This window comes from Vagococcus sp. CY53-2 (genome assembly GCF_022604695.1).
Lineage (GTDB): Bacteria > Bacillota > Bacilli > Lactobacillales > Vagococcaceae > Vagococcus.
Genome location: NZ_JALAHP010000001.1, coordinates 547833 through 571084, shown reverse-complemented (window position 1 = coordinate 571084; position 23252 = coordinate 547833). Strand labels below are relative to the sequence as shown.

26 protein-coding genes are annotated in these 23252 nt (G+C 33.5%); 22 read left to right on the top strand and 4 right to left on the bottom strand.

The window, feature by feature from the left end:
* Window positions 1–37: 37 nt before the first annotated feature.
* The 14 genes from MN581_RS02765 to MN581_RS02700 all read left to right on the top strand — a co-directional run bounded on the left by MN581_RS02765 (window position 38) and on the right by MN581_RS02700 (window position 13259).
* Window positions 38–481 (top strand): hypothetical protein, encoded by a 444-nt coding sequence (locus tag MN581_RS02765; RefSeq protein ID WP_117972996.1) that lies wholly within the window; start codon window positions 38–40, stop codon window positions 479–481.
* Window positions 482–610: 129 nt separating this feature from the next.
* The gene (locus MN581_RS02760) at window positions 611–2947 is read left to right on the top strand and encodes an HAD-IC family P-type ATPase (RefSeq protein WP_117972995.1); all 2337 of its coding nucleotides are present in this window, start codon (window positions 611–613) and stop codon (window positions 2945–2947) included.
* Between the two features lie 95 nt (window positions 2948–3042).
* Window positions 3043–3504: a hypothetical protein gene (locus MN581_RS02755; RefSeq protein WP_117972994.1), complete on the top strand. Its 462-nt coding sequence runs from the start codon at window positions 3043–3045 to the stop codon at window positions 3502–3504.
* Between the two features lie 114 nt (window positions 3505–3618).
* The gene (gene rimM / locus MN581_RS02750) at window positions 3619–4149 is read left to right on the top strand and encodes a ribosome maturation factor RimM (RefSeq protein ID WP_117972993.1); all 531 of its coding nucleotides are present in this window, start codon (window positions 3619–3621) and stop codon (window positions 4147–4149) included.
* Window positions 4139–4879, top strand: coding sequence for a tRNA (guanosine(37)-N1)-methyltransferase TrmD (trmD, locus tag MN581_RS02745; protein ID WP_117972992.1), 741 nt, complete (start codon window positions 4139–4141; stop codon window positions 4877–4879). Before rimM ends, trmD begins: the two co-directional genes overlap by 11 nt.
* A 118-nt stretch (window positions 4880–4997) precedes the next feature.
* Window positions 4998–5345, top strand: a complete 348-nt coding sequence (gene rplS / locus MN581_RS02740) for a 50S ribosomal protein L19 (RefSeq protein WP_079347943.1) — start codon at window positions 4998–5000, stop codon at window positions 5343–5345.
* A gap of 263 nt (window positions 5346–5608) precedes the next feature.
* Window positions 5609–6991, top strand: coding sequence for an aminopeptidase P family protein (locus MN581_RS02735; protein ID WP_241699222.1), 1383 nt, complete (start codon window positions 5609–5611; stop codon window positions 6989–6991).
* A gap of 93 nt (window positions 6992–7084) precedes the next feature.
* Window positions 7085–7846, top strand: a complete 762-nt coding sequence (locus MN581_RS02730) for a threonine/serine exporter family protein (protein WP_241699149.1) — start codon at window positions 7085–7087, stop codon at window positions 7844–7846.
* A gap of 11 nt (window positions 7847–7857) precedes the next feature.
* Window positions 7858–8334, top strand: coding sequence for a threonine/serine exporter family protein (locus tag MN581_RS02725; RefSeq protein ID WP_117972988.1), 477 nt, complete (start codon window positions 7858–7860; stop codon window positions 8332–8334).
* An 80-nt stretch (window positions 8335–8414) separates the two neighbouring features.
* Window positions 8415–9356, top strand: coding sequence for an HPr(Ser) kinase/phosphatase (gene hprK, locus MN581_RS02720; protein ID WP_117972987.1), 942 nt, complete (start codon window positions 8415–8417; stop codon window positions 9354–9356).
* The gene (gene lgt / locus MN581_RS02715; RefSeq protein WP_117972986.1) at window positions 9353–10171 is read left to right on the top strand and encodes a prolipoprotein diacylglyceryl transferase; all 819 of its coding nucleotides are present in this window, start codon (window positions 9353–9355) and stop codon (window positions 10169–10171) included. The genes hprK and lgt overlap by 4 nt, the downstream gene beginning before the upstream one ends.
* Window positions 10172–10274: 103 nt before the next feature.
* Complete coding sequence (locus tag MN581_RS02710) at window positions 10275–11285, top strand: NAD(P)H-dependent glycerol-3-phosphate dehydrogenase (protein WP_117972985.1); 1011 nt, start codon at window positions 10275–10277, stop codon at window positions 11283–11285.
* 16 nt (window positions 11286–11301) lie between these two features.
* Window positions 11302–12231 (top strand): UTP--glucose-1-phosphate uridylyltransferase GalU, encoded by a 930-nt coding sequence (galU, locus tag MN581_RS02705; protein ID WP_117972984.1) that lies wholly within the window; start codon window positions 11302–11304, stop codon window positions 12229–12231.
* Window positions 12232–12266: 35 nt separating this feature from the next.
* Window positions 12267–13259, top strand: coding sequence for a nucleoid-associated protein (locus MN581_RS02700; protein WP_117972983.1), 993 nt, complete (start codon window positions 12267–12269; stop codon window positions 13257–13259).
* Here MN581_RS02700 and MN581_RS02695 read toward each other — a convergent pair.
* The 4 genes from MN581_RS02695 to MN581_RS02680 form a co-directional block, all read right to left on the bottom strand.
* Window positions 13256–14017 (bottom strand): alpha/beta fold hydrolase, encoded by a 762-nt coding sequence (locus MN581_RS02695; RefSeq protein WP_241699148.1) that lies wholly within the window; start codon window positions 14015–14017, stop codon window positions 13256–13258. The two genes, MN581_RS02700 and MN581_RS02695, sit on opposite strands and share 4 nt — an antisense overlap.
* Window positions 14018–14121: 104 nt before the next feature.
* Window positions 14122–14883 carry a TPM domain-containing protein gene (locus MN581_RS02690; protein ID WP_241699147.1) on the bottom strand — a complete coding sequence of 254 codons (762 nt, stop codon included), beginning with the start codon at window positions 14881–14883 and terminating at the stop codon, window positions 14122–14124.
* Window positions 14884–14918: 35 nt separating this feature from the next.
* Window positions 14919–15968, bottom strand: a complete 1050-nt coding sequence (locus MN581_RS02685; RefSeq protein ID WP_241699146.1) for a TFIIB-type zinc ribbon-containing protein — start codon at window positions 15966–15968, stop codon at window positions 14919–14921.
* A gap of 21 nt (window positions 15969–15989) precedes the next feature.
* Entirely contained in the window at window positions 15990–17210 is a 1221-nt protein-coding gene (locus MN581_RS02680; protein ID WP_241699145.1) for an SPFH domain-containing protein, read from the bottom strand.
* Between the two features lie 178 nt (window positions 17211–17388).
* Between MN581_RS02680 and dnaX the strand changes: the two genes are divergently transcribed.
* From dnaX to MN581_RS02640, 8 genes are read left to right on the top strand one after another with little or no spacing between them, the layout of a single operon-like run.
* Window positions 17389–19113 carry a DNA polymerase III subunit gamma/tau gene (dnaX, locus tag MN581_RS02675; RefSeq protein ID WP_241699144.1) on the top strand — a complete coding sequence of 575 codons (1725 nt, stop codon included), beginning with the start codon at window positions 17389–17391 and terminating at the stop codon, window positions 19111–19113.
* Between the two features lie 23 nt (window positions 19114–19136).
* Entirely contained in the window at window positions 19137–19451 is a 315-nt protein-coding gene (locus tag MN581_RS02670) for a YbaB/EbfC family nucleoid-associated protein (protein ID WP_241699143.1), read from the top strand.
* Window positions 19452–19511: 60 nt separating this feature from the next.
* Complete coding sequence (recR, locus tag MN581_RS02665) at window positions 19512–20108, top strand: recombination mediator RecR (RefSeq protein WP_117972976.1); 597 nt, start codon at window positions 19512–19514, stop codon at window positions 20106–20108.
* 17 nt (window positions 20109–20125) lie between these two features.
* Window positions 20126–20791 carry a dTMP kinase gene (gene tmk / locus MN581_RS02660; RefSeq protein WP_117972975.1) on the top strand — a complete coding sequence of 222 codons (666 nt, stop codon included), beginning with the start codon at window positions 20126–20128 and terminating at the stop codon, window positions 20789–20791.
* 5 nt (window positions 20792–20796) lie between these two features.
* Window positions 20797–21126: a cyclic-di-AMP receptor gene (locus MN581_RS02655; protein ID WP_117972974.1), complete on the top strand. Its 330-nt coding sequence runs from the start codon at window positions 20797–20799 to the stop codon at window positions 21124–21126.
* Between the two features lie 26 nt (window positions 21127–21152).
* On the top strand, window positions 21153–22073 hold the full coding sequence (locus MN581_RS02650) for a DNA polymerase III subunit delta' (RefSeq protein ID WP_158559435.1): 921 nt from the start codon (window positions 21153–21155) through the stop codon (window positions 22071–22073).
* Between the two features lie 12 nt (window positions 22074–22085).
* Window positions 22086–22904: a stage 0 sporulation family protein gene (locus tag MN581_RS02645; protein WP_241699142.1), complete on the top strand. Its 819-nt coding sequence runs from the start codon at window positions 22086–22088 to the stop codon at window positions 22902–22904.
* Window positions 22905–22916: 12 nt separating this feature from the next.
* On the top strand, window positions 22917–23249 hold the full coding sequence (locus tag MN581_RS02640) for an initiation control protein YabA (RefSeq protein ID WP_117972971.1): 333 nt from the start codon (window positions 22917–22919) through the stop codon (window positions 23247–23249).
* Window positions 23250–23252 lie beyond the last annotated feature (3 nt).

Here is a 23252-nt window from a genome sequence, read left to right as displayed (position 1 = left end):
AGGTAAAATAAATAAGAATGGTTGAAAGAGGGGAATTATGTTGAAGAAACCAAATATAGGGCAATATTTACAAGTAATTAATGCCATTGTGACTGAATCTGAAAAAGTGGGAGAAAAAATGAATCCGTCATATGAAATTATTCGTACGGCAATTGATGAGGGAAATTTATCAGATTTGACGGTTGAACAATTAACAGATATTAAGAGCCGTTTTTCTGAAGGCACAGAAGAATATAGGGTAATGGAAAACACTTTGAGCCACCTAAAAGCACCTGTTAGAGTTTTAGGAATTCATAAAAAATTGGAAAAAGCATTTAAAGAATATGTTGAAGGCTGTCAAGAAATGATTGATTCGATTGATGCTGAAAATGCTAGAGTTGATAGTGAAGTATTTGATGTGTCAGAGCTTAAACAAGATGCAGCAACTGATGGTATTTCATTCTGTATTCAACGTATTACTCAAATTATTTTGAATAAGTAGTTAAAAAGAGATGAGAGATCGTCTCTTTTTTAACTATATCTAAATAGTGAAAAATTTAGTGTCTCAAGCAGACAGTTTTTTTAATAAATGGTATTCTTATTGTATAACAAGTGTTAGGAGTGGGATGATATGTCAAAAAGAAAATCCTATCCAGGACTGACAGATGAAGAAGTGTTAAATAGAATAGCTAGAGGAGAAGTAAATCAAGCAATCCCTAAGACAACACGTTCATTTAAACAGATTCTATTTGAGAATAGTTTTACATTATTTAATTTTATTAATTTAGTCATAGCTGGTTTTATTATCTATACTGGAAGTTATAAAAATTTACTGTTTTTGGGTGTGATTGTATCCAATACTTTAGTCGGCGTTTATCAAGAAATCAAAGCGAAAAATAATATTGATCGGTTAAGCTTACTTAGTGAATCAAAAGTAATGGTAATAAGAAATCATCAAACATTTGATATTCCACAAAATGAGGTTGTCAAAGATGATTTAATCATAGTTAAACGTGGACAGCAAATTGTTGTAGATGGAACTATTTTAGATACTGAAGGAATGGAATGTGATGAGTCTCAATTAACTGGTGAATCTGATCCTATCATAAAAACTATTGGGTCTTCTGTTTATTCAGGAAGTTATATTGTCAGTGGTAGTGGGGTGATGCAAGCAACGCACGTTGGAGAAGATAGTTATAACTACAAACTTAGTATGGAAGCCAAGCAAACTAAAGGCATTTATAGTGAATTAATTCTGTTGATGAATCGTCTAATCCGTTTGCTTACCATGGTAATCATACCAATCGGTGCTATTTTAATGATAACCAGTTTAACAAGTGGAACTCAGTTGAATGAAGCGATTTTAGGCAGTACAGCAGCCATTATGGGGATGATTCCAGAAGGCCTTATTTTATTAACAACTGTTGCACTAGCTGTTGGTGTTATCAAATTAAGTCGTAGGCAAGTGTTGGTACAAACAATGGGTGCTATAGAAACATTGGCTAGAGTAGACGTTCTTTGTTTAGATAAAACAGGAACGTTAACAAGCGGACAACTAAAAGTTGTAGAATATGATACAGTGGACACAACTCATTTGACAGATGAAACCTTTTCTATTTTAGTTGGTTCAATGATTAAAGGGTTGAATGAAGATAATGCGACTGGACTAGCTTTAATGAACTATTTTAATCAAAGCGACGAAAATTTACTTAAGCCGGTCAAACAGATACCTTTCTCTTCAGCGAGAAAATGGAGTGCTATTACATTTCAAGAAAACGGTACGTATTTTATGGGAGCCCCTGAGTATTTATTTGAAGGCTTTTCTGAAGATCAAACTAAAAAAATGGGATTGGCTTTTGAAAAAGGATTACGAATTATTGCGGTGGCTAAAAGTAATGATATTGAGATATCCCAGGTATTACCAGATCAATTAGAATTATTAGGATTTATTTACCTTGAAGATGAAATTAGACCAGAAGCACCTCAGACGCTTGATTATTTTAAGCAGGAGAAAGTGGATATATGTATTATATCTGGAGACCATCCAGAAACGGTCTCACAGATAGCTAAACGATCTGGCGTATCGCATGATGAAGAATCAATTGATATGAGTAAAGTACCAGATGAGAAAATTCCGGAAATTGTGAAGACACACCGTATTTTTGGGCGAGTTTCACCAGAACAAAAGAAAAAGCTAGTCATAGCACTTCAGGAAGAAAATCATGTTGTCGGGATGACAGGAGACGGAGTGAATGATATTTTAGCATTAAAACAAGCTGATTGTAGCATCGTTATGGCAAATGGGAGTGACGCTGCAAAGGGGATTGCTGATTTCGTTTTATTAGATTCTAATTTTGATTCCATGATAGATGTTGTATTAGAGGGAAGACAAGTTATTAACAATATTCAACGAGTGTCTTCTCTGTACTTGACTAAAACAGTTTATTCATTGTTTTTAGCAGCAATTTATATTTTTGTCAGTTCAGCATATCCTTTTCAACCTATTCAATTAAGTCCAATTAATGCTTTAACAGTGGGCATACCCTCTTTCTTTTTAGCACTTAGACCAAATACGCAGCCGATCAAGGGAACTTTTTTGAAAAATGTATTTGAACCACCACTAGCTAGTGGGTTAACAGTCGTCATTATGACTTTATTGATTGAGGTGTTAGGAAATATATTAGGGTGGTCTTATGAACAAAAATCAACCGTAACAGTCTTATTGACAGGATTTATTGGTTTCATTGTTCTTAGGGAAATAGCTAAGCCTTTGACGAAAAAGATTATAGAACTTTTAAGTGTTTTAATCGTATTGTTTTTATTCATTTTTACATTTTTTGATAACATTTTCTCACTGGTAAGCATATATAACAGTCAGTTAGCTTTTGTGTATTTACCATTAATGAGCGTGTCAGTACCGATTTTTTATCTTATTCGAAAAGTCATTCATAAGTTATTAAAAAAGTAAATTAACACAAATTTCACACTTTATTACTAAAAAAGATATATTTACTATGTAATATAAAATTGTGTTGTAGACATCAGTTTGTTATGGGGGGTAAAATGAAAAAAATAATCTTAAGTAGTATGTTGATTAGTAGTGTATTTGTTATCTCTGGTTGCTCATCTGGAGTGAATACTACAGCAAGTGCAGGACAAACTACTAAAAGAACTGGTGAAATTTCTTCATCAACTTCAGCTGTTAGGGAATCTAACCAAAAAAGCCGTCCCATCTTTGAAGGAAGGTTAACAATGGATCCGATTATTGAAAAAGATACGGTTATTTTATCATTTGAGTCGGTTGATGTAGTATGTGACCCTGACGCTATTCATGATGTTCTTGATTCTAATGGCGTAGTGTTAAATGTGGATAAAAAACTATATGATAAAACTAAAAACAAAGATAAAGTGAGATATGGGGCAATAATCGAGTTCACTTTGACCCCAACACCAGCTCTAACTTTTTCAATACCACCACAAGTGCCTGGAGATTCGATTGAATCAATCAAAGTGTTAGATAAATAGAAATGATTAGAGAGCATTGGTTAGTTTTTTAGCCAATGCTTTTTAAAATGTTTCGCTTTGGCTTAAGCAAAATGTTACAATAATAAAATGAATATGTGAAATGAGGGAATAAAGGTGACAGAGTATTTAAATGTTGGAAAAATTGTTAATACACAAGGAATTAAAGGGGAAGTCAGAGTAATTTCTCAAACAGATTTTCCAGAAAAACGCTATAAAAAAGGGAATATATTGTACCTATTTCAAGATGGAAAAGACATGGTTGAGTTAATGATAAAATCTCACAGAAAACATAAAAATTTTGATATTGTTAGTTTTGAGGGTCATCCGAATATTAATGACGTTGAGAAGTATCGTAACGGCATTTTAAAAGTTAAAAAAGACGAAATCGGTCAATTAGAGGAAAATGCTTTTTATTATCATGAAATTATTGGGTGTGAAGTAGTAGATGAAACAGGAGAACTATTAGGAACCATAAAAGAAATATTATCTCCAGGAGCCAATGATGTGTGGGTAGTCAAACATAAAGAACATGGGAAAAAGGATATCTTGTTACCCTATATTGAATCAGTTATTTTAAATGTAAATGTGGATGCGAAGAAAGTGACTGTTGATATTCCAGAAGGGTTGATTGACGATGAGAATTGATGTTTTAACTCTTTTTCCAAAAATGTTTGAAGGTCCGCTAACTGAATCTATTTTAGGAAAAGCCATCACTAAAGAGTTGCTGGATGTTCATGTAAGAAACTTTAGAGAGTTTTCGACAAATAAACACCAACAAGTAGATGATTACCCGTATGGTGGGGGAGCAGGAATGTTGTTGAAAGTTCAACCTATCCATGATGCACTTACTTTCATTGAAGAAGACGCAAAAACTAAACCTCGTGTGATTTTACTTGATCCAGCAGGCAAACGATTTAATCAAGAGATGGCGGAAGAATTTTCTAAAGAGGAACACTTGGTTTTTATTTGTGGTCATTATGAAGGCTATGATGAAAGAATTCGTTCTTTAGTAACCGATGAAGTGTCACTTGGTGATTATGTGTTAACAGGTGGAGAGCTTGGCGCAATGGTGATGATTGATGCAACAGTGAGGTTATTACCAGAAGTTTTGGGTAATGATCAGTCAGCCAAAACCGATTCTCATTCAACAGGTCTTTTGGAGCATCCACAATACACACGTCCGGCTAATTATGAAGGAATGGAAGTTCCTCACGTATTAACCAATGGAAATCATAAATTAATTGAAGAATGGCAGTTAAAAGAATCGCTTAGAAGAACCTACTTAAGACGACCTGATATGTTAGAATCGATTGAGTTAACAAAAGAGATGGAAAGATTACTAGAAGAAGTGAAAAAGGAAGAAAAAAGTATTTAGCCTCTTTACTGAAAAGAGTAATTATGCTATTATTATTTAGTGAGTCAAATGGCTCATCTATCACAACATTCCGCTGTGTAAGACTCATATGAATGTTTAGAATAAGGAGAATGTGGACATGAATCCATTAATAGAAGAAATTACAAAAGAACAATTGCGCTCTGATATCCCAGCTTTTAGACCTGGTGACACTGTACGTGTACATGCTAAAGTTGTTGAGGGTACTCGTGAACGTATCCAGTTATTTGAAGGTGTTGTAATCAAACGCCGTGGAGCTGGAATTAGCGAAACTTACACTGTACGTAAAATTTCTAATGGTGTTGGTGTGGAACGTACTTTCCCAATTCATACACCACGTGTTGCTCAAATCGAAGTAATCCGTTATGGTAAAGTTCGCCGTGCGAAACTTTATTATATCCGTGCATTACATGGTAAAGCAGCAAGAATTAAAGAAATCCGTCGTTAATAAGTCATTATTAACTAACAAAGAACTCTATGAAAATAGGGTTCTTTTTTGTTTGAATTCAAGTAGAGATATGAAAGTAAGTTTATCAATTAATAAACCTAATAGTAGCTCAATGAGCATTGGTTGTAACGTTTAAAATCAAAATATTGTCATAAATAAATCGCTAAATTTTGTTAATCTATCATTATCCTATAATGATAGTAGTTATTAACTTATGTTATGATATTGAATAGATAAATAAAAATAGGAGGTTTATTATATTGATGAATATAGATTTAGATATAGTAGAGGAATTAGTAGTTGATAGAGAGCTTCAACCTGTACCGTTAACAGATGATACGATAGGAGAACGCTTGGATAAAGTAATTAAAAGAATGTCAGATAAAAACTTAGATGCTATTGTTGTTTATTGTGACTTGGAACATGGTGGAAATTTTGAATATTTGACAGGATTTGTGACACGTTTTGAAGAAGGTATGTTAGTGTTACATAAAACAAAAGAGGCCTATTTAATATTAGGAAATGAAAACTTAAATAAAGTTTCTAAATCACGTATTAAAGCTAAGGGTATTCACATGCCTTATTTATCTTTAGCAAATCAACCAATGGATAATGACAATCCAATTACAAATTATTTTAAAGAAGCTGGATTGTCAAATAACATGCAAGTTGGTGTAGTAGGTTGGAAGTTATTCACTAGTCACTATTGTGATAATAACAAACTATTTGATTTACCTAACTTTTTAATACAAGGTTTAAAAGAAGTAGTAGATGAAAAAAATCTATCCAATCAAACGGGATTATTTATTAGTAGTGACAATGGAGCAAGAGTTACAAATAACAGTAATGAGATTGCTCACTATGAATTTTGGGCTCAGCTATCTAGCCAAAGCATGTCAAAGGGTTTGCAAACATTTGATGTTGGTATCTCAGAAATGGAGATTGGGGACGTGATGCAAGAGCTTGGACAACCAAGAAGTGTGGTAACAATTGCTGCAACCGGTGAACGTTTTGAAAAAGCCAATATGTACCCAACTAATAAAAAAGTGACTTTGGGAGATCCAGTATCTATGACTGTAGGATATAAAGGCGGACTCACTTCTCGTGCAGGCTATGCTGTTTCGACCGCTAAACAGTTACCAACAGGAGTAGAAGATTATTTAGATGTCTTAGCAAAACCGTATTTCAATGCTATTGCCACATGGCTTGAAACAATAAAAATTGGTATGACTGGGCATGAGATGTACAGTATCATAGAAGACATTTTGCCACAAAAAACGTATGGATGGCATTTAAATCCTGGACATTTATTTGCTGATGAAGAATGGTTATCTTCACCAATCTATCCAACATCTGATATCGTATTAAAAAGTGGGATGATGTTTCAAACAGACATTATACCCTCGATGGCAGGTTATGCAGGAGCAAGTTGTGAAAGTGGTATTGTTTTAGCAGATAGCACCTTACAACACGATATAAAAAAACATTATGTTGATCTGTATGAAACATTTATGATCCGTAGAAAATTTATTGAAAATCAACTGAATATAAAATTAAGTGAAGATATCTTACCTATGACAGATACTGTGGCCTATTATCGTCCTTTCTTTTTGTCTAAACATCACGCATTAAAACGAATTAAATAAAAAATCATGTTTTATTCCTATTATATCTGTATAATAGGAATTTTTTTTCGTTATAGTAAATGAGATGACATTGTATGAAAGAAGGAAATGCAAATGAATTCTCAACCTAGTTTTGATGATATTGTACAAGTATGTTTGTTATATGGAAAGATTTTACAAGAAAGTAATGCGACAAGTGATATGATTAATGCTAATATACATAAAATTATTAGTCATTTAAATATAGAAAATAATGAGTTATCAACCTTTAATGCAGAAACGAGCTTTGTCATTATAAATCGACATGATAATACAGTTAAGATGATTCCAGTAGAGAAATCAGGATATAATTTTGAAAAAATACTGCGAGTTGAACGAGTATTGGATGACTTTTTAGCTAATAAAATGGATACTCAGAGCTTTTTAAATGAGTTAAGAGTCATTAATCAAAAAAACTATTCTTTTCCTGAAAAAACACGAATTATTAGTGCAGCGCTTGTCTGTGGTGGGATGAATGTCATTATGAACGGCTTAAACTGGAGTTTTTTTACAACGTTTTTTCTAGGAATTATTGGATATTGGTCGTATTTAAAAATAAAAGAAACAACCAGAATAAATATCTTTTCTATTCTGTCTTATTCAACTATTATTTGCTTTTTTATTGTATGTCTAGTTAAAGTACATGTGGTGAGTGAACCATATTCTATTTTATTTAGTTGCATTATGCCATTGTTACCTGGTACGACATTTGTTAATGCTATTAGGGCAATGATGGACGGTAATTATTTGACGGGAATGATTCAAACTATGGATGCTTTTAGTACAGCCTTAATGCTAGGACTACCCGTTGCTATCATTTTTTCTAGTGCTTTATAAGGGGTGATTCGATGATTATAAAATTATTTTTTAGTTTTATTGCTGGTTGTGCCATTGCTGTTCTTTATAACATTGAGAAAAATTATACTTTGCTATGTGGGTTATCAGGGATGTTTACATGGTTTGTATATTATGTATGTACAAAATTGTCTTTTAGTGAAGCCTTGTCTTCTTTAATAGCATTGCTTGCTTTAGTATTTTTTTCTCACATACTAAGTAAGTGGAAAAATGTATCCAGTCTAGTATTTAATATGCCAGGAATTATGCCGATTGTACCAGGTGGACTGTTATTTAAGACCTTTAATAATTTGACAGAAAAACATTATGAAGTCGCTCTCCATTATGGCTTTCAAGCGTGTTTAGTAGGCGGGGCAATAGCCATTGGTTTTATTATTAATGAAGCAGTATCTAAAATTTTATTGGCAGCTAAAATAAAAATTGAAGAAGAATCATTTATAATCAAAAAAAATAAATCGAGTGAAAAGTAAAACGGTATCAAAAGATAGTCACTTAGCAAATTAAGTGTTAAAATAGACAAGATGAGTACTTAAAGTAAGGAAGTGAAAAAATGGTTCAAATCAAAGATATTGTTAATCAACTACATCTGGATGTCTATTCAGGTGATGATTTTTTAAATCGCACTGTTTCTTCCAGCGAAATTTCACGACCAGGATTGGAATTGACTGGTTATTTTAATTATTACCCATATGATAGAATACAATTATTAGGTATGAAAGAAATTACGTTTATTGAAAAGATGACAGTAGCTGAAAAAACAATTATTTTTAAAAAATTATGTAATGATGATACCCCTTGTTTTGTTGTAGCTAGAGGATTATCCGTGCCACAAGAATTGGTTAAGGCGGCAAACAAACAAGCAATACCGATTATACAATCTACTATTTCTACTTCTCGTTTATCTGGTATGATTTCAAACTTTTTGGAAAGTCAACTAGCCGAACGGGTTTCTATTCATGGTGTATTAGTAGAAGTATATGGTTTAGGTGTATTAATTCAAGGTAGCAGTGGTATTGGTAAAAGTGAAACAGGTCTAGAATTAATTAAAAAAGGGCATCGTTTAATTGCAGATGATCGTGTGGATATTTATCGTCAAGATGAACGAACTGTTATTGGAGAATCTCCTAAAATTTTAGAACATTTGATGGAAATTCGTGGAGTGGGTATTATTGATGTAATGAACTTGTTTGGGGCCAGTGCCGTTAGAAATCATGCTCATATCTCTCTTGTTGTACACCTTAGAGATTGGAGTGTTGATAATACATTTGATAGATTAGGTTCAGGTACTGAGTCAATTGATTTAGCACATGTTCCCGTACCTAAAATTAGTATTCCAGTTTCTACTGGTCGAAATGTTGCGGCAATTATTGAAGTTGCAGCAATGAATTTTAGAGCAAAAACAATGGGATATGATGCAACGAAAAAATTTGAAAATAATTTAGCAGAATTGATTGCTGAAAATTCAGATAATGGCAAGGAGTTTGATAAATGATAGCAACAATTAATCCGACAGCTTTTCATATTTTCGGTATAGCGATTCAATGGTATGCAATTATTATTGTGTCTGGTATTGTATTAGTTTCATGGCTTGCTACCAAAGAAGCTGTTCGAGTAGGACTTAAAGAAGATGATGTCGTGGATATGATGCTCTGGGCTCTTCCAATTTCGATTGTTGGGGCTAGATTGTACTATGTTATATTTGAGTGGCAATATTATGCGCAACATCCAATTGAAATATTTGCTATTCGAAATGGTGGACTTGCTATTTATGGTGGATTAATAGCGGGTGGCTTAGTATTATATCTTTATACACGTCATCACTTCATTAATACTTGGACGTTTTTAGATGTCGCAGCTCCGAGCGTTTTATTAGCACAAGCTATTGGTCGATGGGGAAATTTTATGAATCATGAAGCATTTGGAGAAATAACAACCAAAGTTTTTTTAATGAAGTTACATTTGCCTAATTTTATTATTGAGAATATGTACATTGATGGTGCATACAGACAACCAACTTTTTTATATGAAAGCACGTGGAATTTGATTGGATTTATCGTGATTATTTTATTAAGAAGAAAAAATCAATTTTTTAAACGAGGAGAAGTTGCCTTGACGTATATTTTATGGTATTCATTTGGACGCTTTTTTATCGAGGGAATGAGAACAGATAGTTTAATGTTTTTCGGTGGTTTAAGAATATCACAAATTCTTTCAGCTTTATTATTCATTGGTGCGCTTATCTTAATTGTCATTCGACGTAAAAATAAGAATTTGCCATATTATAATCGATCATATAGTCTTAAATAAGAAGTAAGATGTGTGGCGAGAAACGTCTCGCATCTTACTTCTTTTAGTAACCTATGATAAAATAAAGATACTAATGTTTTTTTAAAAGGAGAAATTTAATTCGATGAAACAAAAAATTGCTGTTTTAGGGGCAGGATCTTGGGGTACTGCTTTAGCGATGGTACTCGTTGAAAATGGGCATGATGTGATTATTTGGGGACATAAAGAAACTCAAATTAATGAAATAAACACTCATCATACTAATGCTCATTATTTGAAAGAAATTACGTTACCCAGTGAGTTAAAAGGAACATCAGATTTAAAGGAATGTGTGAAAGATGCAGATGCTGTGTTATTTGTTGTACCAACAAAGGCTATGCGTGATGTATCACATCAATTTAACCAAGTATGTAACAATCAACCGGTTATTATTCATGCAAGTAAAGGGTTAGAACAGGATAGTCATAAGCGTATCACAGAAATACTTGAAGAGGAAATTTCTCCAAATCATAGACAAGCGATTGTTGTATTATCTGGTCCTAGCCATGCAGAAGAAGTAGCTGTAAAAGATGTCACAACTATTACAGCAGCATCACATTCAATGCATGCTGCTGAGTACGTTCAACGTTTATTTTCAAATGACTATTTTAGAGTATATACTAATAGTGATGTCGTTGGAGTAGAAATGGGTGCGGCTTTAAAAAATATTATCGCACTTGGTTCTGGAGCTTTACATGGATTAGGTTATGGAGATAATGCTAGAGCAGCGATTATGACTCGTGGATTAGCTGAAATTAGCCGTTTAGGTGTTGCAATGGGTGCTGATCCTTTGACATTTATTGGATTAAGTGGCGTAGGGGATTTAGCAGTAACATGTGCGAGTGAACACTCACGTAATTTTAGAGCTGGGTATTTACTTGGAAAAGGTAATTCATTAGATGATGTACTAAATAATATGGGCATGATTGTTGAGGGTGTTTATACAACTAAAGCAGCTTATCAATTAGCTCAAGAAAGACATATAGAAATGCCTATTACAGAAGCTATTTATGACGTTATTTATAATCATACTGACGTTCCAACAACAGTAAAAAATATAATGCTTAGAGAACATAAATCTGAGCAGGAATTATAAAAGGAGAATAATACATATGTCTAAAGTGAAGAAAGCAGTCATTCCAGCAGCTGGATTAGGAACGCGTTTTTTACCTGCAACCAAAGCGATGGCTAAGGAAATGTTACCAATTGTTGATAAACCTACTATTCAATTTATTGTTGAAGAAGCTCTTGCTTCAGGAATTGAAGATATTTTAATTATTACAGGAAAAGCAAAACGTCCGATTGAAGATCATTTTGATTCTAATTTAGAGCTTGAAACTAATTTGAAAGAAAAAGGTAAGTTAGAATTACTTGAATTGGTTGAAGAGACAACTGGATTAAATTTACACTTTATTCGGCAATCACACCCACTTGGTTTGGGTCATGCAGTATTACAGGCAAAATCATTTGTTGGCAATGAGCCATTTGTTGTAATGCTTGGAGATGATATCATGGAAGATGATATTCCATTAACCAAACAATTAATCAATGATTATGATGAGACGCATGCTTCTACTATTGCGGTTATGGAAGTACCAAAAGATGATGTATCTAAATATGGTATTATTAATCCTGGTGGTGAAGTAGAAAAAAACTTATTTAATGTAAAAAACTTTGTCGAAAAGCCAGCTGTTGATAAAGCACCAAGTAATATGGCTATTATTGGCCGTTATCTGTTAACACCAGAAATTTTTCATGTGTTAGAACAACAAAAACCAGGTGCTGGTGGAGAAATCCAATTAACGGATGCTATTGATACTTTGAATAAAACGCAACGTGTTTTTGCTCATAATTTTAAAGGGACTCGTTATGACGTTGGGGATAAATTTGGTTACATGAAAACAAGTATTGAGTATGGTTTGAAGCACCCTCAAATCAAAGATGATTTAGCTCAACTTATTTTAGATTTGAGTGAAGACATCAAAAAAGAAAAAGGTATAACAACAAAAAAAACTGAGAGCAAAAAAATTGAGAAGGAATAATTCCCTTCTCTTTTTCTTGTTTAAAGGAGAATACTATGGAAATAATAAAAGCGATTTTACACATTATTGATAAAGATTCTGGACAATTAATTTGTTCACAAGCAGAACTTGATTTACGTGATTTTTATGTGAGTCAATATATGGAAACAGTGTTAAATCGATTGGATAAAGGAGAGTATAAGCATGGCATTCTATCAGGAGATAATGCTATTGTTCCTTTTGTGCAAGAAATAGAAACTGATTTTATAAAAGCAACACAAGATATTTCTCAAAAGATGTTTGATGTATTAGCTATTAGTGAGGATGCACCTAGTGGGGATGTCTTGTTTCTAGAGACTAAAGATTTAGAAGAAGATCATTATTTGGTCGTGATTAAATTTAATTATAAACCTCAATTTACACATCATGTGACGTATGTGGATGATGTGATGCAAAATAGCATTATTTTAAATCGAACTGTTTTTCCTGGTGTCACACAAAAAATTGATGAATGTTTTATGATTAATTTAGCAGATTTATCTACTAAAGTTATAGAAAAACGTTATATGTTTGAAGGGGAAAAGCGTTACTATTTTACGGAACGTTTGCTGCAACTTGATCCACTACCGACAGTTAGTGAAAAGTTAAATATTGTGAAAAAAGCAGTGAAACAAGTTGCTAAACGCTATAATGAAGAAGAGTACGTGAGTATGAGTCAAGCACAACAAGCAATTTTTGAAAGCATTGAATCAGATGGCATTATTGACACACAAAAAGTAGCTGATGTTGTATTTAAAGATAATATTTCAGCAAAAGAAGAATACCGAGAAATAATTGAAAAAACAAAATTTACTGAGGATATTCCAGAAAATATTGTGAAATACGAAAAAAAATACAGTAAACAAAAATTTAAATTAGCTAATGGAATTGAACTATCTATTCCAAGCGATGTGTTTAATGATGCGAATATGGTTGAGTTCATCAACAATCCTGATGGAACCATCTCTGTCATGATAAAAAATATTGAGGAGATTACCAGTAAATTCTAATGATGAAACTGATTCGTTAAGAAATTCGCCATGTTCTCCATCGTAGGGATGGTTAAGATATGGGGTTCATCTATTCCAGTCTCAAATCTCATATGTTTACCAAAAGTTTCATGTTTGTATAAGTTATAAAAATCGTGGCTAGCAGAATACGGAATTTTGGCGTCTTTTGTTCCATGCCAAAAATAGATTGGTCGACTGTTTATTTTTTCGGGTTGTTTATTGAGGTCGTAGGATGATGTCCAAGAGAGACTATCTTCTAAATCAATAGGTAACGTGAGTTGTTTTTCTTTACTATAATAAATCAGACGATCAATAAAACCTTGATAATTGGGAGTACCCATTAAGATAGCAGCAGCTGTAATATCAGGATGTTTTGTTAGAAGTCCGGCACTCGTCATTCCCCCCATTGAAAAGCCACCAACAGCAATTTGATTGTCTAAAACAAATTTTTTGTTGTAAAGATATTCTTTGATTAAATTAAATTCAATAAGGTTATGTTGGATACTAGACCAAAAAGCAAAAGAAGGAATGACAGATCGATTTTCAACGCGTCTCGTTCCATGAAACATGGCATCCGGAACAATCACACGGTGATTTAACTGAGCTACTTTTCTAGCAGGTGTCAAGGCCAATTCTTTTGATGTTTGCCAGCCATGATAAAAAACAACACATGGAAGTGGATCATATTGATGAGTTTCAGGAACAACTTCTAAAACAGGAATATGTTGAATCATTCTTTCTTTAATTAAGCATTTCATAAGTTTCCTCCTTTAGTTAAGGGTATCGATTGTTTGAAAATAAAGCAATCATTACAACTCAAAAAAATGCTATAGACAAAAAACAAATTGTCTACAGCAATTTTTTAGAAGCTTCCACCACCACCGCCGTGGCTTGTTCCGCTACTTCCGGTATGAGTACTGGACCCATTACTTGGAGGTGGTTTTGGAATATGTCTAGTTGTCGTAATATCAAATATTTTTGATGTATGAGATTCTGTTAAATCAAGTGAACTCATTTCATAATAGGGGTAATGATAAGTCGCTTTTTTTAACAAATAATTTCTAGAGATATACACATAAAAACCAATAGTTGACCCAATACCTGCTATACTGGCAATGATGATTGTCAGTATTGAGAATGCTTTTGAATTATCTCGTGCAACACGATGTGTATTAGCAGCTGGACCATCTTTAATATAATTTTCTGAAGCAGTTAAGGCATATTTAATGGCATCATAAAAGCGATCATCTTTCATATCTTCAGTGCTACTATTTATAATTTGATCGATACGATTGTCATTTAAAATATCTATCATATTTCCTGTTGTCGAAATATGAAATTTTCGATGTTCCATATCAATTAAAAATAGCATGCCACTTTTATCATCACCGAGTCCAAAATCATTATTATCATAGAAATCATCAGCATATGCTTCCGGTGTTTTTCCATCAGTATTTTCTGTTGAGACAAAAACAAAATCTTGATGATTTTTTTCTTTGAATTCATTGATAGCTTGTTCAAGGGAATTTTTTTCGTCAGTTGATAATAAATTAGCTTGATCAAATACTCGTTCTGATGTTTCTGCTACTGTACAAATAGAAAAGCTAAATAGACTAAATAACAAGATAATAGTGAAAAAAATGAGTGAGTGATATTTTTTTAAAATAGCAAATACCCCCCAACTAGGATAAGCGTGGTCACTAAAATACCTAATGCAACAGAAGTCCCGATTAATTTTGGTTTATTAATTGGCAACTTCCCACTTGTTTTTCCAGTGACACCGTTCATCGCATAATAAAATGGTTCATCACTTGTCTCAGACTGATAGGTTACAACCCAAACAGGTAATAACAAATATTTATTCGATTGACTTAATACGTGACTTTCGTGATGATTGGTCGATAGAGTTGTAAATCCTTGCATGTCATGTTCTAAAATAGTCTGAGTATAGTGAGAAAGTTCTCCAATGAGAGAGGGTTCTAATGAAGAAAATTCAATATCTCGTTTTTCTGCTTGAAAGCCAGATAAATATTTAGAGTCAAAATTTGTGACATCATTTAATGGAAAGGGCTGAACCGATTCAATCATGAGTTGTTTGGTATTTTTTTGAAGGGCATTTTTAATTAAATCTCTAAAATGAATGGTTCCTCCACGCGTTAGTTTATATTTTCTTGTTCGAGTGTACTCGGTATCGCCAACGCGCCAGACAGTAATTTTAGTTCCTGTTGCATCAACGCGCCCTTTTGTGGTTGCATCCGTTTTCCAATAAGGGAAATAAATGCCGGTAATTTTTTCTATTTGGGATTCATCAAAAAAGTCTTTTGGTATAAATTTTTTGGATTTTGCCCAAGATAAAAATTGTTCTTTTGCATCATCTTTGGAAATTTTAAAAGGTAAAATATTATTAGGTAAAAATTCACCAGAAACACGGTCTTTTAACACAACAGGATTATGACAGTAATAGCAAAATGTCGCGGCAGTCGTATCATCGGTCACGATTTCAGCTCCGCAAGACGGACAATCATAAAGATTGAACTTCTCTTGGCTCGTTTGGTCAAGATTTTCAGCAGCTTCTTTTAGTTCTGTTGAATCTAAATCCCCTTCATTAAAAACACTTAAACAATATTCACAATGAAAGGTTTGATTGCTAGGGTCAAAGAGTAAGGGCCCATCGCAATTTGGGCATTTATGTGAAACCACATCTGACATTGGATCACCTCATTTCTAAATTTATAAAGGCAATCCTTGAAAAGGAGCCCCACACTCTGGACAGAATTTTGGCATTTGATTAGTGATGGTGACAACATTTTGACAGTTAGCACATTTCATTTGAATACCAGACGTTTGTGGTGCAGGTTTTGATTGTCCACATTCTGAACAGAATTTGCCAGTGTTTTCTGTCTGGTCATTTGGGCAAATCCAAGTATCACCCGGTATTTGTTTGTTTTGTTGTTGTATTTGTTCTTGATTTCCTCTAGAGCTTTGGCTTAAATAGTCACCTGTCGTATTCATTCCCATGCCGACACCCATAAAGCCATTAACGCTACCATTAGAATTACTACCAGCATCCTGTAGTCCTTGTGCAACGGATCCTTGCACAAATCCTTCGCGAATTGATGCATCAGACAGCATGGCACCTTTATTTCTCATGTTAATTAATTCTTGAGAGTCATCCGTATAAGAAATACTTGCAACCCCAACACTAACAATTTCCATTCCGCGAAGATTTGTCCATTCTTCATCTAGAGCAGAGGACATAAATTTACTTAATTCCATACCTTTAGATGGAACGTATGAAATCCGTTCACCCATCATAGACATTTGATTAATGGATGTTTGGAAGGCAGATAAAAATTCAGATAAAAATTGGTCATTGATTTCTGAGATGGTGACATGGTTTTTATTTTTTGGTAAGACATTTTTATAAAATAGAATTGGATCAACGACTTTGACAGAATAGGTTCCATGAGCACGTAAAAATAACTCAGCATTATAGAAATTATCAAAATAATTTAACGGACTTGGTGTACCAAACTTAATCCCCTTAATTTCTTGTAGATTAATGTAAATAACTTGTTGTGTTTGTGGCGGTAGACCACCAAATTTAAATCGATTAAATGATTCTTCAATGGCTCCTTTTAGGTTTCCTGTAAACATAGATGGTGCACTAGCGTTGTTGACAGTGTAATAGCCTTCTTCAGCTGTGAAGTCGATAATCTTACCCCCATCAACTAGTAACATCATAGTATTTGGGTAAACATAAACAACGGAACCATCTGTAATAAATCCTTCGGTACCTTTTTTATTTCCTTGACGTTTATTATCTTTTCTGACTGGTACCCCAGTTGTCATGACAGTGTCATCACTTAAATTATATGGTTCAATGACTTCTAACCATTGGTCGGCTAATCCACCGCCAACAGAGTTAATTGCAGCTTTTATTAATCCCATTATTATCCCTACTTTCATTTTTGTAACCCGATTTAGATAAGTTTACCATAGATAAAAATATGCGACAATCGGGCGAAAGAATGATTTATAATAGTAGCTGATTGTGTGAGTCATGGCTAGAAATTTTTGAACTTTTAACATATAATAGAGAAGATTGAAAATAGAGAGGAGTGTTGATGTGGCATATCAAGCATTGTATCGTGAGTGGCGACCACAAACTTTCGATGATTTAGTTGGTCAAGGCATCATCACACAAACGTTAAAACATGCCATTATGCAACAAAAAGTATCACATGCTTATCTCTTTACTGGCCCTAGAGGAACAGGGAAAACCAGTGCCGCTAAAATTTTTGCAAAAGCTATAAACTGTGAACATTCGACGAATGGTGAACCTTGTAATGAGTGTGATAATTGTAAAGGAATTACAGAAGGTCGAATTAACGATGTATTAGAAATAGATGCTGCAAGTAATAATGGTGTCGAAGAAATTCGTGATATACGAGATAAAGTAAAGTATGCACCAACACAAGTGCCGTATAAAGTGTATATTATTGATGAGGTACATATGTTATCAACAGGAGCATTTAACGCCTTATTAAAAACACTTGAAGAACCACCTGAACATGTTATTTTTATTTTAGCAACAACTGAACCGCATAAAATACCGGCTACAATTATTTCAAGGACGCAACGATTTGATTTTAAACGGATTAATACACGAGATATCGAGCAACGCTTAGCTTATATTTTGCAAGAAAAAAATATTTCGTTTGATGATCAAGTGTTGAAAATTGTCGCTCGCTCTGCAGAAGGTGGCATGCGAGATGCGTTAAGTATTTTAGATCAGTTGATTTCATTTAGTGATGGAACATTGAGTATGGCAGATGCTTTAGAGGTAACAGGAAGCTTAACAAGTCAAATGATGGATGATTATTTTTTCGCTTGTTTTCACTCTGATACTCAAAAATCATTAGAGTTAGTTGATAGCATGCTAAATGAAGGCAAAGAAAGTAACCGGATTGTTGAAAATTTGTTGATTCATTGCCGAGATATCTTAATGTATCAACAAGCACCACGAGTAGTGGAAAATCAATTGCCTTCTATTAGTGAGTCATTTAAGTCGTTGAGTGAAGCGATTGATAGTCGTGTGTTGTATCAATGGATTGAAGAGTTGAATGAGATGCAAAAAAACATGAAGTTTACGTCACAACCATCCATTTATTTAGAAGTATTAACCATTAAACTATCAGAAATAATGGCAGTAAGACCAAAAAAACAGGTGGATGATTTGTCTACTCAGTCAGTTACTTCGCCTGATATAGAAGGCGAAAATTATCAAGAGCTTATCAAAAAAATTCAACAATTAGAGAAAAAATTGGAGCTATTACAAGAAAAAGGAAGTATTCAACAAGAAAAAAAAGTTAAAAGTAGTTCATCTAAAGCAAAACAGCCTCTTTATAAAGTACCAACTGAACGAGTCTACCAAGTGTTAGAAAATGCAACAAAAGAACACCTGGTAAACGTCAGAGACGTTTGGGTTGATTTACTTCAATTGTTATCTGTTACACAGCGAGCTATGTTAAAAGCATGTGAACCGGTAGCAGCGAGTGAAACAGGATTAGTCATAGCGTTTGATTATGATATTTTGTGCCAAAAGGCAAGTAATGATGAAGAACTTCAGCAAGCAGTGTATAATGGTTTAAATCGATTGATTGAGTATACACCTAGTTTGATTAGTATACCAAAAGATAGTTGGCAAGAATTAAGACAACAGTTTATCTTGCAAACTGATAGGACATATGAAGCTGGTGAGGATAAGGTAGAGCAAGTTGAGGAAGATGTGCTAATCAGTGAAGCAAAAAAAATGTTTGGAGAACAAAATATTCAAATAATAGAAGATTAAAAATAGAAATGGAGACGATAATGATGATGCGTGGAATGGGAAATATGCAAGGAATGATGAAACAGGTTCAAAAAATGCAAAAAGAGATGGCAGCAGCTAAAGAAACATTAGATGCACAAGTCTTTGAAGCTGAAGCAGGGAATGGCCTAGTAAAAATTACGATGACCGGCGAAAAGAAAGTGACCAGTATTGAGATTAACCCAGATGTGTTAGATCCAGAAGATCCTGATATGGTGCAAGACTTAGTACTTGATGCAACGAATAAAGTCATTGAAAAAATAGACGTTGAAACGGAACGAGTAATGGGTAAATACGCAAAAGCTATCCCAGGATTATAATAAGTAAGGAAAAACAGGAGGGAGACTTCCTGTTTTTTGACAGAAAAAGGAGGGTTTTGCATGCAGTATCCAACCCCTATTGCAAAATTAATTGATAGTTATATGAAATTACCAGGTATCGGTGCCAAAACGGCAACTCGTTTGGCATTTTACACACTCAATATGAAAGAAGAAGATGTGACAGATTTTGCCAAATCATTAATCAGTGTGAAGCGTGATTTGCATTTTTGTGAGATATGTGGAAATATCACAGAAGAAAAATCATGTGATATTTGTCGTAATCCAAATCGTGACCAATCAACGATTTTAGTAGTAGAAGAAACCAAAGATGTTATGTCTTTAGAAAAGGTAAGAGAGTATAAAGGACTATATCATGTACTACATGGTGTCCTTTCTCCTATGGATGGGACTGGACCAGATGATTTAAACATTGCTAGCTTAATTAAAAGATTACATAACAATGAAGTAAAAGAAGTCATTATTGCAACGAATGCCACAACCGATGGTGAAGCAACGGCTATGTATTTGTCTCGTTTAATTAAGCCTTCAGGAATAAAAGTGACACGCTTGGCACATGGATTATCTGTTGGTAGTGATATAGAATATGCAGATGAGATTACATTGTTAAAAGCAGTTGAAGGACGAACGGAATTGTAATGGAGGATAATGAATAAATGTCACGAAATGGAGTATTTATTACGATAGAAGGCCCAGATGGTGCTGGAAAATCAACAGTTATAGAAGAATTAATAAAAAAAATGTCTCATGAGTTAAATGTTGACATAGTGACAACAAGAGAACCAGGAGGCATCCCGATTTCTGAAAAAATCCGTGAGGTTATTTTAAATCCAACTCATACAATGATGGACGAGCGAACAGAAGCATTATTATATGCAGCCGCTAGAAGACAACATTTAGTTGAAAAAATTTTACCAGCTTTAGAAACAAATCATTTGGTTGTTTGTGATCGATTTATCGACAGTTCTATCGCTTATCAAGGCGCAGCAAGGGGTATCGGAGTTGAAGAGGTTCGTCAGATTAATGACTTTGCTATTGAAGGAAACTACCCTGATTTGACACTATATCTAGATGTTGAAGCATCAGTTGGGTTAAGTCGTATCAACAAGGGACGTAGTGAAGCTGAGTTGGACCGCTTAGATAAAGAATCATTGGATTTTCACGAACAAGTTCGATTAGCCTATTTAACTTTACTGGAATTAGAACCAAATAGAATAAAAAAGATTGATGCAAGTCAATCAATAGAAAACGTTGTAGATACTTGTTATAATTTAATTAAAGAAACTTTTTCAAGTATGTTTATTAAATCAAGTAAAGGGTGATAACAATGAAATTATTATTAGCAATTATTCAAGATAAGGATAGCTCACGTTTACAAAACCATTTTAATAAAGAAAATATACGTGCAACAAAATTATCTACAACAGGGGGCTTTTTAAAATCCGGAAATACTACATTTATTGTTGGGATTGAGGATGAACGTGTTGAAGAAGTCCTATCGATTATTAAATCAGTGTGTCATTCTAGAGAGCAATATATAACCCCTCCTATTTCTTTAGATATCGCGATGGATGCTCATTCCACTCATCCTATTGAAATACAAGTTGGGGGAGCCACTGTATTTGTTCTACCAGTAGAAGGGTTCTATCATTTTTAATGAGTGCCATAAAAGAAAAAATATTAATGACACAACCTATACTATATCAAAAATTTAGTCAGGTTTTTAAAGATAAAAAAATGAGTCACGCTTATATTATTCAAGGTAGTGATGTTAAAGAAGAAAAAGATTTCGCTTTGTTTCTTTGTCAGGGGTTATTTTGTGAGTCTCTTGACAGTAATGGTATACCTTGTGGAAAGTGTCGTTCTTGTTTACGTATCGAGCAGGATGAACATGCAGATATTGCCAAAATAGAGCCGGATGGACAGACAATCAAAGTAGATCAAATTAGGCAAATAAAATCATTTTTTACAAGTAGTGGGGTAGAATCAAGAAGGAAAGTCTTATTGGTTTTGGAATCTGAAAAAATGACTGTGCAATCTGCTAATAGTCTATTAAAGTTTATTGAAGAGCCAGATGGAGAAATATCTATTTTTTTCTTGACGAATAACGCTATGTCACTATTACCAACTATCCAATCAAGATGTCAATTAATTCTGTTAAAGCAGTTGGCAAAAGATCGTTTAAAACAAGAAATATTAACATTAGATCAGCCACTAGCTCATGTTGATTTGTTAGTTGAATTGACTAATTCAATGCAAGAAGCAATTGAATTAGCAAACGATGAGTGGTTTAACAGTACAAGGGATTTATTGTCTAAGTGGTTGGATTATTTTGAAAAAAATGATGCAAGAGCCTTTCTTTTTGTTCAACAATATTTGATAAAACAAGCACAAGATAAAATGCAGCAACGACAATTATTAGATATGTTAGTTGCGATGATGAAGATAAAGATGCGTAAACAAATTAATACACAGTTTTCTAATAGTATCGACTATGTTAGAATGATTATGAATGCTACACAAGCAAAACAAAAACTAGCATCAAATGTTAGTTTTCAAAATACATGTGAACAACTAGCTTTGAGAATTATGACATCTCATTAGGAGGAATACACTGTGATAGAAGTAGTTGGTGTAAGATTTAAATCATCTGGACGTATTTATTACTATTTACCTCAAAAAGGTGAACAGTATTCATATAAGCAAAAAGTTGTAGTGGAGTCACAAACAGTAAAAAATGTGGCAGAAGTTGCTTTACCTAATAAACAAGTCGCCAAAAAAGATTTACCTGACGATTTAAATATGATAATTCAACTAGCTGATGAGACGCAATTGGAACAAGTTAAAGAAAATAAAATAGATGCATTAAATGCTTTTGATGTGGCTAATAAAAAAATACGTGAACATCAGTTAGAGATGAAATTAGTTGATGTTGAGTACACACTAGATAGAAGTAAAATGATGTTTAGTTTTACAGCTGATGGGCGTATTGATTTTCGCGAGCTGGTACGAGATTTAGCCTCGATTTTTAAAACACGAATTGAATTAAAACAAATTGGTGTTCGGGATGAGGCAAAAAAATTAGGCGGTATTGGTCCATGTGGTAGACCTTTGTGTTGTAGCACGTTTTTGGGCGATTTTGTTCCTGTTTCTATTAAAATGGCAAAAGACCAAAATTTATCATTAAATCCAACCAAAATCTCTGGATTGTGTGGTCGATTGATGTGTTGTTTGAACTACGAAAATGATGAATATGAAAGACTTCGTAAAATGATGCCAGATTTTGGTGAGAAAGTTCAAACGCCAGATGGTATAGGAAAAGTAATTGGATTAAATCTTTTAAATGAAGTGATTAAGGTAAAATTAGTTTCAAGGGAAACCCCAGTTGAATATCAGTATGATGAGTTGATAAATGGTGGAAAAGAAAATGGTTAAAGGAAGAATAGCATGGATAAAATGAAATTATATGATGAGTTGGTCAATGTTGAACGTCAATTAGAAACCATGTTATTTCAAGTCAAAGAGATGAAACCGATTGTTGATAATTTAGTAGAAGAAAACTTAAACTTAAAATTAGAAAATCAGCATCTCCATGATAAGTTGGATAAATTAGAAAAACAAGAAATAGTAGACGACGGAAGACAGGAATTATCAAAATCAAGATTAAATTTAGAAAAACTATATGAGCAAGGATTCCATGTTTGTAAAGATTTTTATGGTTCGAGACGTGAAAATCAAGAAGAATGTGTCTTTTGTTCTAGTATGATTTATGGTAAATAAGCT